The sequence below is a fragment of the Micromonospora sp. NPDC049048 genome (genome assembly GCF_043197615.1).
In the GTDB taxonomy this organism is placed as follows: Bacteria; Actinomycetota; Actinomycetes; order Mycobacteriales; family Micromonosporaceae; genus Micromonospora.
The window spans coordinates 893,185-907,903 of sequence record NZ_JBICTM010000003.1; the positions used below are offsets into that span (position 1 = coordinate 893,185).

The 14,719-nt window shown below is 66.8% G+C and carries 15 protein-coding genes; 12 read left to right on the top strand and 3 right to left on the bottom strand.

The genetic code is table 11. The features are described 5' to 3' along the window. Positions 1-382 precede the first annotated feature (382 nt). Complete coding sequence (locus ACGFIG_RS14565; RefSeq protein ID WP_135241044.1) at positions 383-754, top strand: hypothetical protein; 372 nt, start codon at positions 383-385, stop codon at positions 752-754. Then, the gene (locus ACGFIG_RS14570) at positions 751-2,244 is read left to right on the top strand and encodes a hypothetical protein (RefSeq protein WP_135241043.1); all 1,494 of its coding nucleotides are present in this window, start codon (positions 751-753) and stop codon (positions 2,242-2,244) included. The genes ACGFIG_RS14565 and ACGFIG_RS14570 overlap by 4 nt, the downstream gene beginning before the upstream one ends. 256 nt (positions 2,245-2,500) lie before the next feature. On the opposite strand, the gene ACGFIG_RS14575 is transcribed toward ACGFIG_RS14570, so the two are convergent. Then, complete coding sequence (locus ACGFIG_RS14575) at positions 2,501-2,686, bottom strand: hypothetical protein (RefSeq protein WP_393002781.1); 186 nt, start codon at positions 2,684-2,686, stop codon at positions 2,501-2,503. Positions 2,687-2,839: 153 nt separating this feature from the next. Between ACGFIG_RS14575 and ACGFIG_RS14580 the strand changes: the two genes are divergently transcribed. The 5 genes from ACGFIG_RS14580 (at position 2,840) to ACGFIG_RS14600 (ending at position 8,160) form a co-directional block, all read left to right on the top strand. Then, complete coding sequence (locus tag ACGFIG_RS14580) at positions 2,840-3,844, top strand: ATP-dependent DNA ligase (RefSeq protein WP_393002957.1); 1,005 nt, start codon at positions 2,840-2,842, stop codon at positions 3,842-3,844. A 368-nt stretch (positions 3,845-4,212) separates the two neighbouring features. Next, a complete protein-coding gene (locus ACGFIG_RS14585; protein ID WP_393002783.1) occupies positions 4,213-5,262 on the top strand; it encodes a hypothetical protein in 1,050 nt (349 codons plus the stop codon). After that, positions 5,259-6,824 carry a HesA/MoeB/ThiF family protein gene (locus ACGFIG_RS14590; RefSeq protein ID WP_393002785.1) on the top strand — a complete coding sequence of 522 codons (1,566 nt, stop codon included), beginning with the start codon at positions 5,259-5,261 and terminating at the stop codon, positions 6,822-6,824. The genes ACGFIG_RS14585 and ACGFIG_RS14590 overlap by 4 nt, the downstream gene beginning before the upstream one ends. Further along, positions 6,821-7,366: a Mov34/MPN/PAD-1 family protein gene (locus ACGFIG_RS14595; protein WP_393002787.1), complete on the top strand. Its 546-nt coding sequence runs from the start codon at positions 6,821-6,823 to the stop codon at positions 7,364-7,366. Before ACGFIG_RS14590 ends, ACGFIG_RS14595 begins: the two co-directional genes overlap by 4 nt. After that, positions 7,363-8,160: a DUF6602 domain-containing protein gene (locus ACGFIG_RS14600; RefSeq protein WP_393002789.1), complete on the top strand. Its 798-nt coding sequence runs from the start codon at positions 7,363-7,365 to the stop codon at positions 8,158-8,160. The genes ACGFIG_RS14595 and ACGFIG_RS14600 overlap by 4 nt, the downstream gene beginning before the upstream one ends. Before the next feature lie 280 nt (positions 8,161-8,440). Here the strand turns inward: ACGFIG_RS14600 and ACGFIG_RS14605 are convergent, their stop codons facing one another. After that, complete coding sequence (locus ACGFIG_RS14605; RefSeq protein WP_393002791.1) at positions 8,441-9,328, bottom strand: DUF5677 domain-containing protein; 888 nt, start codon at positions 9,326-9,328, stop codon at positions 8,441-8,443. A gap of 42 nt (positions 9,329-9,370) precedes the next feature. Between ACGFIG_RS14605 and ACGFIG_RS14610 the strand changes: the two genes are divergently transcribed. Further along, a complete protein-coding gene (locus ACGFIG_RS14610) occupies positions 9,371-9,910 on the top strand; it encodes a DUF7002 family protein (protein ID WP_393002793.1) in 540 nt (179 codons plus the stop codon). 417 nt (positions 9,911-10,327) lie between these two features. Then, positions 10,328-11,560, top strand: a complete 1,233-nt coding sequence (locus ACGFIG_RS14615; RefSeq protein WP_393002795.1) for a TIGR02391 family protein — start codon at positions 10,328-10,330, stop codon at positions 11,558-11,560. A 237-nt stretch (positions 11,561-11,797) separates the two neighbouring features. On the opposite strand, the gene ACGFIG_RS14620 is transcribed toward ACGFIG_RS14615, so the two are convergent. Beyond that, positions 11,798-12,265, bottom strand: a complete 468-nt coding sequence (locus tag ACGFIG_RS14620) for a hypothetical protein (protein WP_393002797.1) — start codon at positions 12,263-12,265, stop codon at positions 11,798-11,800. 509 nt (positions 12,266-12,774) lie between these two features. On the opposite strand from ACGFIG_RS14620, the gene ACGFIG_RS14625 reads away from it, so the two are divergent. The 3 genes from ACGFIG_RS14625 to ACGFIG_RS14635 are packed head-to-tail and all read left to right on the top strand — an operon-like array spanning position 12,775 to position 14,717. Next, positions 12,775-13,647, top strand: coding sequence for a MinD/ParA family protein (locus ACGFIG_RS14625; RefSeq protein WP_393002799.1), 873 nt, complete (start codon positions 12,775-12,777; stop codon positions 13,645-13,647). Between the two features lie 47 nt (positions 13,648-13,694). Next, entirely contained in the window at positions 13,695-14,012 is a 318-nt protein-coding gene (locus tag ACGFIG_RS14630; RefSeq protein WP_071099045.1) for a hypothetical protein, read from the top strand. Positions 14,013-14,024: 12 nt separating this feature from the next. Further along, positions 14,025-14,717: a hypothetical protein gene (locus tag ACGFIG_RS14635; protein WP_393002801.1), complete on the top strand. Its 693-nt coding sequence runs from the start codon at positions 14,025-14,027 to the stop codon at positions 14,715-14,717. Positions 14,718-14,719 lie beyond the last annotated feature (2 nt).

Genomic DNA, 14,719 nt, shown 5'->3' on the forward strand with positions numbered 1-14,719 from the left:
TCGCGAGTCCCCTCCGGGTGAGGTGGACAGCTTCACTGATGGGGTCTTCGAGGCCGAGGGAATGGGCGACATGAGGTACACGGACCTCCGCCGTCAGGTACGAGGGGTCGTCGATCAGTACATGAGGCGATGGGTAGGGACCGAGGATCAAGCAGCCGGAGGTCAGACCCGGTGAACGTTCGTGGTCACCGCACTATGCAGGGGATCCGCCGGCCCGCGGTTTTCGGCGACGGTGCGGTGGGCTGGTGCGCGATGAGGTTGTTCGGCTCCAGCCAGACCTCGTGTGAGGCTCTACGTCGCTGACCTGCTCGGACGCGGGATATCCACAGGGAAGCACCAGGTGGGGTGGACGAGGCGCGGCCGATTGTCGGAGGCTTCCCGCATGGAGTTCCCGGAAGCAGCCACCATCCTGAGTGCGCGTCTCGCCGCTGGCGGTGACAGCCTCGCCGCCGCCGGTGCCGTCCACCTGGCCATCGAAGCCTGGAAGCACTTGGGCGGGGTTGATCCCGCGTGGGACCGCCTCGGACTGGAGGTCCTGGACGTCCGCAGCCGCCTTTACGAGGACGACGTCGTCGTGGACGCGGCTGCCCCGGACGCCGACGGGCCCGAGGTGCGGGCTGCGGTGAGGGATCTCATTGAGCACCTTGCCCAGCACCACGATCGCCGTGCCGTCGCCGAGGATGGGCTGGCTCAACGGCTCGACCACGACGCGGCCGCCCAGCAACTACGCCGGGCGGCAGCGGCCCTGGCATGACGGTCGGCTTCTGGTACGAGGAGGCGCAGCGGGCGATGCGGGCGGCCACTGCGGCGGTGACCAGACGCCGTGCGGGGACCGCTGGGGAGATCAACGGTCTGGTGGGTGCCCGGTCGGACCTCTATCACCAGCTGGCCAGGGTGACGGAGCTGCTGGTCGGTGGTCGTCCGGTGGCGGAGGTGCCGGACAAGGCGGCTGCCGCGCTGGTTCTCGGGCGGCATGGGCAGAGCCTGACCCGGTTCTATGTGGGGTTGCGGGCCGCCGCAGTGGTGAACGAGCGGCTACCGCCAGCACCGGAGGTCTCCGATGGCGCGGCACGGTCGCTGCGCCGGGCCGCTGACGCGATTGGCGTCATGGGTGACATCATCGCCGGTCACGTTCCACCCGGGCGGCGTCCCGATACGCCAGAGGGGATCGCTATCCGTGCCGGGGGCGGTGTCCAGGGAGGGCTTGGTGATATTGCCCGGCTCGCCGTGGATGCCGTGCGGCTCGACGGCCGCCTTCCCGCTTGGCTGGACCGGGGTGGACCTCTGGCGCAGACGTACAGGCCGGCGGCGGAGGCAGCCAGATGGACGAGCGGCAGCCGGTTGAGCGCCGTCGCCAAGGAGCTGGTCGCGGCCGCGAAGGCTCAGCCCGACCTACGTGAGCTTGATATCGCCCGGTCGCCGCTGCATCCGGCACCGGCGGTGGACACCGTCGATGCGGCGATCGCAGCGGTCCGCGCTGCGCGAACCTGGCTGTGGCTTCACCCCGCCCAGGTCACGGGAGTGCACCTTCAGGTCGGGACGCAGCTCGGCCTGGCGGCGCACGTCCTCACGGCCGACGGATCCCTGGCGATGACCGGGGGTTGGCGGCAGGCGGCGATCGCCGCTGCCGAGCTACGCGCGGCACCGGCGGCCGGCCCGGCCCAGGACACCGTCGCCGAGATGGGCGAGGCCCTGCGGTGGGCCCGCTCGCTGCTGGGCCCTGCAGCAGCCCGGGGGCACATGCAGCATCGGGGGAGGGACGCCGCGCGGCTCGGCAGCGAGATGTTGCTGATGGCCGCCGCCCTCCACCGAGGCCTACGCACGGCGACGCAGCGGCGGAATCTGTTCGTTCGAGGGGATGCCATCCTCGAGCGTCCCGCCGGTTCGCTGGTCTACCGAGCCGCTCCCCATTGGCGGCCCGCAACAGCCGACGATGACCTTGTGCGCGACCTCAGCCGGGCGTTGTGGCAGATTGTCGGGTCCGGCGCCGAGGGTGATCCGGCGAGCATGGTCGCTCATGTGCTTGCCCAACCGCCTCGCCCGCGAGCGGTGAGCCCAGCAGCCGCAGAGAGCCGCAGTCCGAAGCCGGATGTGCTGCCGGACGACCGGGCGCGCCCGGGTCCCAGGCAGGGAGAGGGTAGGCAACCAAACCCGGCTGGCGCCGAAACCTTGGCTGCGGTGTCGGGCAGGGAGGCGGTTGAAGATGGCGGAGTGCCGTTGTCGGGCGAGATTCTGATCGACTAGTTCGGCGGCGCCGAACCGGTACACGTCGTACCCGTGAAGCCGCAGTTCCCGGTCTTCGGCAACCGGTTCGCCGTAGCGATGAGGCTCGGCACGGCCGTCAGGGCGTACGTAGTGCTGGACGCCATCGCGCTCGATGACGGTGCGGATACCTGGGGAAGTAGCAGCAGGAAGTACATGCGCTGTCGCGACAGGGGCGGTTTACCTGGGGCATGGTGGGCTCGCGTGTACGGGTCGCAATGCAGGTAGACCTCAGGGATCACGGGTCTTCGACAGCCTCCGGCAGGCTGACGAATTCGTCATCGTGCAGCTTCGGTTCGTTGGCGGCCATGTGCACGACGTCGTTGCCCAGGTGCTCGCCCCTGACGAGCCGAAGCGGCGACGCCGCCGCGACGGGCGCTGACGGCTGAGTCGAAGTGACCCTGAAGGCTGACAAGACGAACATTTGTTGTAGCCGATCTTCGCCCGTTCCGGGTGGCCCCTCACCGACGATGGGCGAGGGGACAGGGATGATGAGCTTTCACAGCCCGCGCAGGCGGTGAGTCCGGCCCGGCGCCGGGCTGCGGCGGATCTCGCGTTGCGCCGGCCGGTCGCGCCGATGCTCGCCGCGCCGGTCGATGTGGTACCCGAAAGTCCCGACCTGCTTCATGAACCCAAGTGGGACGGGTGGAGGTGCATCGCCTTCCGCGAGACCGACGGGGTGTACCTGCAGTCGCGGGCTGGCCGGAACCTCACCACCTACTTCCCGGACATCCCCCGGGCGATCCGGACGCTCCCGCATGGGGTGGTGCTGGACGGGGAGCTGATCGTGTGGGAGCGCGGCCGGACGAACTTCGCGCAGTTGCAGCGGCGCGTCACCGCCGGCCGCGGCCTGCTGCGCCTGGTCCACGACTGCCCCGCCCACTACGTGCTGTTCGACCTTCTCGTGGACGCCGGCGGGCAGGTGGTTCTGAATTTGCCGCTGTCGGAGCGGCGAGTCCGGCTGGAGCGGCTGCTTGCTGACGCGCCGGCGCAGCTCGCCGTGACGCCGCAGACGACCGACATGCGGCTGGTGGCGGACTGGCTGCTGACCTGGACCGTCGCGGCCGGGATCGAGGGCGTGGTTAGCAAGCGGCTGGCCGGGCGGTACGAGCCTGGCCGGCGCGGCTGGTGGAAGTTCCGGACCCGGATCGTGACCGAGGCGATCGTCGGCGGAGTGACGGGCAGCATCCGCAACCCCGACACCCTGTTGCTCGGCCGGTTCGATCGGAGGGGACGGCTGCGGTACACGGGGCGGACACACCCGCTGACGGGCCTCCAGCGGACGGAGCTCGCCGGGCTGCTGTCTCCGCTACGGCCTCGGCAACACTACGGTGCCGCCGTGGTGCACCCGTGGCCGGAGCCGTTACCCGCGTCCTGGTCCGGACAGCTGGACCGGCCGGAGCCGCTGCGGTACGTGCAGGTGGAACCCAGCGCGGTGGCGGAGATCGACGCCGACGTGGCGTTCGAACACGGACGATGGCGGCACCGGGTGAGGTACGCGCGCTTCCGGCCGGACATGTCGGTGTACGACGTACCGCTGCTGCTCGGCGAGGAGGAGGGCTACTTCGGCGACCTGGGGTGAGTGTCCGTGGGTCTGCTGATGAGCGGCGGGTGCTGCCGGATCCGCTGCAGCACGCCTCAAACAGTCACCTGAGCCCGAGCCGCTTGCATCCGCTTCTGGCCGATGAGAGCGCGCTCCAAGGCCGCAATGAACGGTGAGTGCCCGGGTGGCCGAGGACTCGGGCGGCTGCTGGTGCGCTTCGTAGCGTCCGACCGTCAGCTGAGGAACCATTCTTGTCAGTCCCTCCCGCTACTGTCGATAGCCGGGGTGAGCAGGACGAATTGAGCTACCACGGTAGGCGTTCCCCGTGGATTCGCTAGCGGACGGCCCACAGCCCGGGCACTCACTGTTGAGACGTCGGGTAGGTGGCACGTGGAGGAGATCAGGCGATGCCGGCGTTGGTGACGCAGTTCGACGAAGCGCTGAGGAACATCGAGCCGACGGAGGCCGACAAGACGAACGCGCCGTTGGCTCATGCAGAGGTGAGTGATGCGCTCGCCGACGATTCGGTGATCGCAGGTTGGGGTTTCGAGCGGCTGCTCATCGGTAGCTACAAGCGGCACGTCAGCATCCGGCGGATCAAGGACGTCGACGTATTCGGCCGGCTAACCGAGGTGGGGAGTGACGTCTTGCCGAGCACGCTCCTGGGCGAGTTCGAGCGTGTACTGAGGAAGGCGTTCCCGCCAGTTGACGGCAAGACGCGGGTACACCGGCAGGCGCGCAGCCTCCAGGTGAGCTTTCCGGAGTACGACGGGCTGTACGTGGACGCGGTCCCGGCGCGGCCATGGACTTCGCCTACTGGCGTCGAGGCGTGGCAGCTGCCGAAGCGCGAGGACGGTGACGATCCGCAGGGCTGGCAGGCGACGAACCCTCACGAGCTGACCCGCCTGACCAGTGAGTTGAACAACGCGGACAACTTCGACGGCTTCTACGTGCCAACTATCAAGCTGCTGCGGCAGACGCGCCGAAGTCTGATGGGTAAGCGCAAGCCCGGTGGGCTCACCGTCGAGATTGCCGCCCTGCACGCTTTCCGCACCGGCCTGGTTGAGGGGCCGACGCAGGCCGACTACTACGCCAGCGCACTACGGGAGACCGGGAACGTCCTGCACGACGCGTTCGTACTCGGCTTCGGGCTCGATGATCCGACGATCCCCGGCGAGAAGGTGGCCGTCCGGGCAGAGGACGAGGACAAGCGCGACCTCGCCAATGCCTTTCTGGACGCCGCCGATCGGGCCGAGGAAGCTTTGGCCAGCGATAATCGGTGCGCTGCCGCGAAGGCGTTTCGTGATCTGCTCGGTAAGGCCGTCGATGACCAAGGGGACAACGACTACGTGTTCCCGATGCCCGCGGACTGCAACGCTGACGGCACCGCCAAGCGGTTCGCGTCAGTGACCGCTGGAGACCGTGCCGTTCCAGCAGGTAACCGCCGGTTCGGATGACCACCGTCGAAGGAAGCGACGCGGCCGAAGCGCTGCGTATCGGCAGGGCCGTCGCCCGCGACGCGCTCCTGGACGTTCTGGCCCAGGCCGGCTTCCGGCGTGTTGCCGGCCCAGAGGATCGCTGGCGCGGTGCCCTGACGTTCCAGCCAGCCAATCGAGACAACGGGTCGGTGCGAACGACGCTGGTCGAGGTCGTCCTTGAGGAAGACTTCCCCTTCACTGCACCGAAGGTCTTGCCGCTGAGCCGTGGCTGGGCCGAGCAGGTAACCGGGCGAACGTTCACCGACAGCTATTACGAGGCCAGCAACGGCTGGCACCGCGACCTCGACCGTGCGATGTGCCTGTTCATCCAGGCAGATCACACTCGGATCCCCTGGGCCGACGGCGAGCAGTTGCTGGACCAGGCCCGTGCCTGGCTGGCCCAGGACGCGGCAGGGTGGGGCGACGACGTACCCGCGCTGGACCTCGACCGGTACCTGCACCCCTCGGCAGAGCGAGCCCTCATCCTGTACGGCAATCTGGCCGGACACGAGGGCAAAGTGCTCCAGCTGCGCCGGAAACGCCACGGCGTTCTTCGCGTCGGCCCAGTAGCGGCGCCTCGGCGGCGGGGCCGCGCCAGCGGCCACCGAATCTGGCCGTCCGACACCGTGCTCATTCTGGACGCTAAGGAGTTGGACGGCCCGATCCGGGACTGGGACGACCTCTGCGCCGCCGTTGATGCTGACGGTGCCCGTACTCTGGCCCGCGCCTACGACGACGGCCTGCGGAAGGTAATGCTGATCTACCGCCACCGCACCGTTCGAGGAGTACTGGGACTCGCGCTCGCCGCCGACAAGGACGACAAGGTGACCGTGAAGTCCCTGAAAACGGCTCCCGACGACCTCGCCACGCGCACCATCCGCGCTCACCCCCGAGCGGAGGTGCTCGGCAGCAAACGAGTCGCGGTCGTCGGCGTCGGCGCTATCGGGTCGGTGGTCGCTGACCTGCTACATCGCAGCGGCGTCGGGGAACTGGTGCTGATCGATGGTGACCTCCTTCTGCCGGGCAACACCACGCGCCACCTGCTCGACGGCGATGCGGTCGGGTTGCCGAAGGCCCGTGCAGTCGCGGAAGCCCTGTGCAAGACACGTCCCCGGTTCGGTGCCGTGCAGTGGCAAGACGAGCGGCTGCGATCCGTTGCCGACGCTCTCACCCTGCTCGCCGGTCACGATGTTGTCGTCGATGCCACGGCCGACTCCACCGCCACCGCAATGCTCACGGCGGCGGCGCGAGCTGGCGCCGGGCACCTGCTGTCCGTCTGCGTCCTCGCTGACGGCTACGCCATCCGAGTCGACCGCACTCCCGTCCGTGACGGCGAGCAGCCGCTGCCACTCCCGCAACTGCCGCCACCCCGCAGCGACGTCTACGAAACCGGGTGCGGCAGTCCCATCAGCCAGACACCACCGGCGGCGGTGTGGGAGGCCGCCGCCCTTGCCGTCCGCCACACCATCGGCCTGCTGCTAAATCCCGGCGCCGCCGCGCCTGGCGAACAACGTGCCCTCGCCGAAGGGCAGGATCAGTGACTGCGCACCAGGGCGACATCCTCATTACCCGGCAAGCCCTCGACGCGACGATCGCCGACGGGATGGCGGCGCTTCCGCACGAAACTGGCGGCATCCTGCTCGGCTTTCGCACACCAAACCTCATTGTGGTCACCCGCACGGTCACGGTCGCGGATCCGCAGAGCAGCCGACGCGGCTACCTGCGGCGCCACCGCCAAGCACAAGCCCGAATGGCCATCGGGCGCGGCGATGCCCCGCCCGTGGTGGGATACGTCGGCGAATGGCACACCCATCCCGTTGACATCGGCCCGAGCCGGACCGACCTGCGCGCCCTCGCAGCCATCGCCCGCCTCGCCCAGGGGCCCGTAGCACTCGTCGTCCTCGCCGACCCAGCCCAGGGGCTCTCGCATCTCCACGGCCGCGTTGCAATCCGCCAAGACATTTGGCCCGTGGTCGCCATCAACCCCGTCCAGATCGAGAAGGCTGAGGTAGCGATCACCGAGGACCCGGCAGCCAGCCTGGAAGCCGAAGCCACGGCCCTCACGACAAGGGAGTCTTCTTGAGCGCCAAATCCGACGACAACCGGCCATTTAACCTGCGCACCGCCTTCGCCGCGAAGTCGAAGCGACTACGGGCCGTCATGGAGGCCGCACCGGAGCTCGTCGGTCACATGCCGACTATCGGCGACGGCAGCGAAGCCGAATGGATCACAATGCTTCGCGACTTCCTACCGAGGCGATACGCCGTCGACAAGGCCTTCGTCGTCGACAGCTGCGGCCACCAAAGCCTCCAACTCGACGTCGTCGTATACGACCGGCACTTCACCCCATTGTTCTGGGAGATGGGCGATGCTCTCTTCCTGCCCGCAGAGAGCGTCTACGCCGTCTTCGAAGCCAAGCAGGAACTCAACCTCGAATATCTGCGCGAGGCCGGAGAAAAGGCGGCCAGTGTCCGCCAGCTGCATCGCACAACCGCGCCCATCGTGCACGCAGGCGGCACCGTCAACAATCCGAAGCCGCCGCCACGAATCCTCAGTGGCCTGCTGGCCTGCCGAAGCGACTGGAATCCACCCTTCGGCCACGCACTGCGCAAAGGCTTGGACAATCTCACCGAGGACGAGCGCATCGACTTCGGCTGCGGTCTCGAACACGGCGCGTTCGAGCTACCCGAACACACCACCGCAGATCCCGGCCTCGTCACCGCGGACGCCGAGGTCGGCCTAGCATTCTTCGCGATGCGGCTCCTTGCCCGGCTCCAACAAATGGGCACGGTCTCAGCTATGAACATCGACGCTTACACTTCCGTGCTCGCGCAGCGGTCTCGTGAACTGCCAACAGAGGTTCCGGCACGACAATAGGGCTGTGACTCGGCCTACGATCTTTAGCGCCGAGTCAGCGCGAACGCAATCATCGCCGTTGCACGGCCGGTTGAGGCTCAACTGGCAGGCCACCCCTATCAGCGAAGATCGGTAACACCAGCAACCCCGTAGGTATCCGAACGGAACCAGCCTGTTGCGTGCGGGTCTCGACCGTGGCCCGGGACGGCGTCATGATCAGGTGCACGAGGTTGCCGATGTCAGGGCGTTCGCCCATTCGCCGACTTGCACGGCTGATGCGGTTTGGCAGCCTTGGGCTTTGTCAATTCTTCTTAGGAAGCCTCAGCGGACCGCTTGGCGTCAGATTCCATTCGTGGGCATGGACGAGCGGTACGCGTCCGAACTTGCCGAGGGCCTCGGTTGCGGCGAGAACCTGCTTCCCCACGGCCTCGTCCTCCCGTTCTATGATCCCTGCATATTCGAAGAATTCCTGGCAGGCAGACGCGGTTTTGAGGAATAGCGAGGGTAGCTGGTAAAGCGCGAAGTTGGTCCGGTACTCGCGAAACTCTGGTTTCAGGGTGACCACCTTTCCGTCAGGCTCGCCCCAACCGTTGCGCATCACTTCGCCCATCGAAAAGTGCAGGGCGCGACTCGCGGCGGCATGCAAGTAGTCGTACAGGTCTTTATGGCCGGTCTGCTTTGCGACCCAACTCGCGCTCGGCAGCGGGCGCCCCGACCAATTGAACTGTTCGCGGATCTTCGCCAGCTCATCGTTCACACGAGTTAGCTGCTGCTCCTGGGCGTCTAAAAAGGTTACCGGATACCACAGCTCCTGCATCACAGCATCGCCGACGTAGGCACGCTGGGCGAGCAGTGAGCGGATACCGTCGGACCGCCCCATGACCATGAGCAGATTCTGCGCATCCTCCTGCGGCAGGTCCTTCACCCACAGCATCCAAAGCAACTCATCGAGAGCGGGCCGGATGAACCCGACCGCCAGATGACCCAGCCCGACCTTGGCCAGCACCACGGTGGCGTCAAGCGCTTCGAGCTGACGCCGAAGGATGTAGTTAACCGCGATCCGGCGAAGGTCGGACCAGGCTGCATCCCAGGTCAGGTCACCAATGACAAGCGCCTGCTTCGTCGCGGCGATCCACACCTCGACGGCCGCCACCCGCGCTTCGACGTCGACATTCTCATTGACAGCCACTAAGAAATAGTGACATGTCGCTGCCTGCTCACAACGTAGTAGGTGTACGGCGTCATCCAAGCCGGCGACGGCGTCCAAATGGGGCGAATTGAGCGGAATTTCGTTGAGACGGGCGTTTACCGCAGCCAAAGTAGTGCTTGCCTGGACGCCGCCACATTTGAAGCAGAAAGATGTCTCGACGGTGGTGCTTGTACGGGCTCGTCGACTGTGGTGCGAGGCATGACGCCGCTCGCGGCCATCAACTCCCGGGTTTTCTTCTGGGCCAGCGCTGAGCGGCTGGACCGGCTGCGTCAAGCGAAGGAGTACCGCACCGAGGACCAGGTGGTCCTGCACGTCGACACCCGCGCCCTTGTCGAGCGACACGGCCCACGAATCGAACTCCGCCGGCTCAACTCCGGGGCCGTGACGCAGAAGAACCACCCCATGCGGGGGCATCGATCCTGGCTGCCGATCGCCGACTACCCCTACGCCGAGTACCGCCGCCGGTACGGCCGCGATGGCGCCTTGGTCGAGGTCACCGTGTTGGACGCCGTCCCTGACATCCTCGACCTGACCGACAAGATCGAAGGCACCATCGACTGAGACCCACACCCATCGCGGTCGCAGGACTGCATTGCGCTCCACCCGGCAGGCAGGCGCTCGTATACCTGCTCGGGATTAGCCTTCACCAACCCGCTGGGGCTTCCTCGTCCTCTACGACTCCAGTGACCACCACTGTCGGGACCGATAATCGGGCAGGACGCGGCGTTCATCAGCCCTACAAGCCCGGCGTGCGGCCTGACTGAATTGCAGTCCTCGACCGATCTTGACATCCGGTCTCTAAGTAGCCGTGAACCGCTCGCTACGGAGCATGACGGAGGTTGTGGTGTCGGATGTCCGACGTGCCGATGACAGCACACCCGATCTTGGCAATAATCCTGTGCTCGGTCGTGAAGACGGGCAGACGTCATCATGCTGGCTCACTACGGAACGACAGGCCGAGCAGAGGAGCAACGAATCGTGAGCAAGCTGTCGTTGCCAGACAAGACCTTCTTGGAGGCTGTGCTGGGCATGAGTGGTGGATATGTCCTCGACCTCACAAACACATCATTGGCGCAGCTATTCGACGACCTCGCCATCGACATCTACGAGGATAAGTACGCCGAGTACGGAGTGTCGAAGGCAAACAGGTTGAGGACTCTGTGGAAGATCGGCTCAGATTCCGAGGTCGCATCAACGCTCGGTACCCTCGCGGACTACATCGAAGCGAAGCAGGCTGCTCCGGGCTTTTCAGGCTTCCGCGAGGAGATCACGGATGACCAGATCGCTAGGATCCGAAGGATCGGGGCGGATCTCGATGGTGCACCGTCTGCTGGTATGGGGCAGACAACGTCGGCCGACGACGTAGCTGACCCCACGCCCGCCATCTTCACCACCGAAGCGACGGTTTCAAAGAACAAGATTCAGGTCGAGATCCACGGGGACATTTACAACCACATCGGGCAGTACCTGGCGAGTGGGGACTACTTCCATGCAGTCGAGGAGTCCTACAAGCTGGTGCGCGGGAAGCTCCGCGAGATCACGGGCAAGGAGAAGGCCTCGGACGTCTTCAACAACAGCGCCCAGAACACTGCACACTACGAAGCCCTGTTCGGTAAGGCGACACCTGCCAACGACGCGGAAGCAGACTTCTTCCGAGGTATCGGGTACCTACACTTGGGTGTCCAGCATCTCAGAAACGAGAAGGCCCACACACCGGCAACACCTCTCGAACCCAACCTTGCCGTGCACTACATCTCGCTGGCGAGCCTCGCCTACGACCTGATCACGCGATACGTCAGCGAAGACACGATCAAAGAGCTTGAAGATCTGGTTCTCGCCAAGCGCCAGAGCTACCGAACCGCAGGCGCCTTTTACCGTGACTTCGAGGATGGCAAGTGGCTTCGAAACCTGACGCTCCCTGCCAAAGTTCAGTCCTCTGCGGTGCGTAAGGTGCTCAAGACCAAGTGGCTGGACGAGGCTGACTTCACCCGGAGCTACGACCACAGCAACATCGTGCTGATGCGGCTTGAGCTCGTGGTCGATGAGGTCACCGAAGCTGACCTCGACCGCTTGCTGGATCTACCGACAAAGGACTCGTACGGCAACGACCAATCGGCAGGTATGCAACAGTTCTTGGAGTTTGTTCAGAAGAACTATCCGGACACGATGTCACAGAAGGCGAAGGACTGGCTCACGAAGGAGCAGTCCTGACGATTGCCCTCCGAGGTTGAACGGCTAGGCTTCCGGGTCCAAAATTTCGGCCCCTGCTCCGCTCGTGCTCTATGCCTTACGACGAGCCACTTCTGTGAGGTGTGAGGGTAAGCAGTTGTCGGTCCCGTGTGCCACGATCGGCCGCTGCGAGCAGACCACGACGTTCCTGAACTGGCGAGGCTGGACGCAGGCCGCGGCCGACGTCGCCGGCTGCGAGGGCCCCAAGCAGATGGGGGCCTATTGCCTTGAGCTGTCTGGTTCCTGCTCAGGGCCAGGTCGGTGGCTTGGCCTCTTGCTGTCGCCCCCTCGAGCGGTTTCCTCAACTCGTAGAAGGTTGTCGATGATGACGGCGATGCCGTCTTGGGCGGCCGGTGAGAGCTTGGTGATGGATCGTGCCATCACGCGGACGCGCCGGCTGTGTTCTTCAGGCTCTTCTTGGTCGCCGAGTAGGTAGCCGGCGGGCACGTCGAAGAACTGGGCGAGCGCGCGGAGCGTGGATGCTTTGGGGTTGATTCGAGGTGCGCGCAGCAGGTTGCGGATGCCCTCGGCGGTGATGCGGTGGCCGGCCTTGGTGAGCTCCCGGGCAACCTCGGCCTCTGTGTAAGGTGGCCGACCTTCGGTGCGGGCCTCGAAGAGGGTTCGGAGCCTCGTTTGGATCAGGTGTGAGGCTGCAGCCTCGGCCTGGTCGGCTGGTGTGTCCTTCATGGAGTCCCCCAACTCCAACCACAGTTGGCCACAACAAAAACTGCGGTTGACGCTCTTCTGTGACCTGTGCTTAGCTCTCGGTATCGCTCGCAACTGCGGTTCGGTTGAACCCGAACTGGAGTTGCCTGGAGCGTAGCGGATCGGGCCGCCGTGCGCGAGATGGCATCCCGGCCGCGAGCGGCGGCGCAGGAGGGGACACGTCGTCGCTGTAGGGCCTGCTTCGTCTGGTCAGCGTCCAGGTCGTGACAGTAACGGGGGACCGGCCGCGTCGATGTCGACGTCGGTCTGTGCTGTACGGCAAGCCTTACGGGGAGGCGGACGTGCAAGGTCCATCGGACGAGCAGCCCGAACAGCTCGCCGCCCGCGCGCCTTTGGGCGGGCGTGGCGGTGAGCAGGGGGAGCCGGCGGGTAGGGAGAGGGCCCTCCCGCCGGCTCCCACCCCCGAGGAGGTTGCCGCCCGGGCTCTGGCCTTGGTGCCTTCGGGGCCGCGCCTTGTTGGTGAGGCGGCGGTGCGGGAGATTCCGCGAGAGTTCGGCGCGGGAACCCGGGTGGAGAGGCTGTGGTGGCGGGCGGCGTCGCTGCGATCGGGCTGTCCGCTGGTGTGTGTGTCCTCAGCGGACGGCGGTGTGGGCCGTTCGGTGTTGACCGTCGGGCTAGGCGGGCTGCTGGCTCTTGCTGTTCCCGACCCGGTGGTGGCGGTCGACGCGACTTTGCGGGCGTGGGGTGGCCTGGAGCATCGGGTGGCCCGGCGCAGCTCGTCGACGGTGTGGGACGCGGTGGCCGCGGATGCCGGCTTGGCGGACAGCGGGGCTGCGGAGCGGTTGACGCAGGTAGGGCCGACGGGGCTGCGGGTGCTGGTGGGGGAGAGCAAGTTGACCGCGCAGCGGCGCCCACCGACGTGGCCGGAGATGTTCGGCGTGATCGGCCATCTGCGGTCGGTCTATCGGTTGGCGCTGTTGGATCTGCCGACGGCCGACAGCACATCGACGTGGCGTGCTCTGGGCTGGTCGACGGTGCCGGTGCTGGTGTCGAGGGCGACGGTGGACGGGGTGCAGCACACACTGCGGCTGCTGGCCCACATGCGGGCGGCGGGCCTCGCGCATGTGCCGAACCGGGCAGTGGTGGTGGTCATAGCAACCTCTCCGTCCGTGGCGCGTGAGGTGCGGGCGGTGGAGCAGTTGGCGCGGCAGGCCGCTGCGGACCTGGTGCGTGTGCCGTATGACCCAGGGCTTGCGCGGGCGGATCCGCTTGACCCGCGGGCGCTGAGTAAGGCCACTCGGTCGGCGTTGACCGAGGTCGCCGCAGCGGTGATCGACCGGTGCCCGGTCGAGCCCGCGGCTTTCTCCGGCACTTCATCGCCGGATTCAAACGGGGAGGACTAATCGTGTTGCATCAGCTTGCGGCGGCCCTGACGGTGCGTGCCCCGGCGGTGGCGGCACTGCTGGCGCCAACGCCGACGCCCGAACCGTCGGGCGATGGTTTCGACTTCAGCCGGATCAGCCCGGACCCGTCGGCCGTGCCGCGGTCGGACCTGTTCTACAAGCTGGCCAACGCCGCGCTGTTCCTCGGCGTGATCTCGGCGGTGGCGGGGCTGGCGGCGGGGGCGATCGCGTTCGGCATCGGCCCGATCTTCGGCGCGCACATCATCAGCGATCGCGGGAAGTCGATGATGTGGAAAGCGGGCCTGGTGGCGATCGTGGTCGGGTCAGCCACGTCGATCATCGCGTTCCTGCTCACCGAGATTTAGCAGGTGGCGGTCATGAGCAGAGCGGAGTTCAAGCCGACCACCGGCCGCCGGATGCCGATGGTGGCTGCAGTGCTGATCGTGGTGGCGCTCGCCGGCGTGGCGGTGTTCGCCGCCGGACGCGCGAGTACGCCGGAACGGCAGGTGCCTGCGCGGTATGTCGAGCGGATTCAGGCCGGGGTGCCCGTGGGCTTCCCGGGCACGCCACGCGGCGGCGGAGACGCGGCGGCGGCGTACACGCAGTCGCTGGCCTCTGCCGGTACGCGGTCTGCGACGAGCAGACAGGCAGTGTTGGACCTGATCGCCGCCGAGGGAGCCGGATCGGCGGTGCAGCCCCTCGTGGGGCCGGCGGCGCACGGAGAGACGATCTCGCAGACGGTCGTGGCGCGGGTCTGGGTGCCTGACGCGGACCTCGACGCGGTGGTACCCGAGGACCGCGAGGTGTTGGTGCGGATGCTCGTCTGCACCTTGAGCGGCGTCACGACGAGCAGCCCTGCGGATCCGAATCCCGGATTGGCGGGCGGCTGGTATGTGCAGTCGGTGACGGTGCGCTGGTCGCAGGCTCGGTGGCGGCTGGTGACAGCGGAGCGCCCGGTGCCGGTGCCGCCTCCGGATCAGCGCGGTGCGCGCCGCGACGGCGGACCGCGGGACACTCAGCCCCTCGTCGACGTGCTCCGCGCGCGGTCGTGGGCGCCGGGGACGGTGTGACA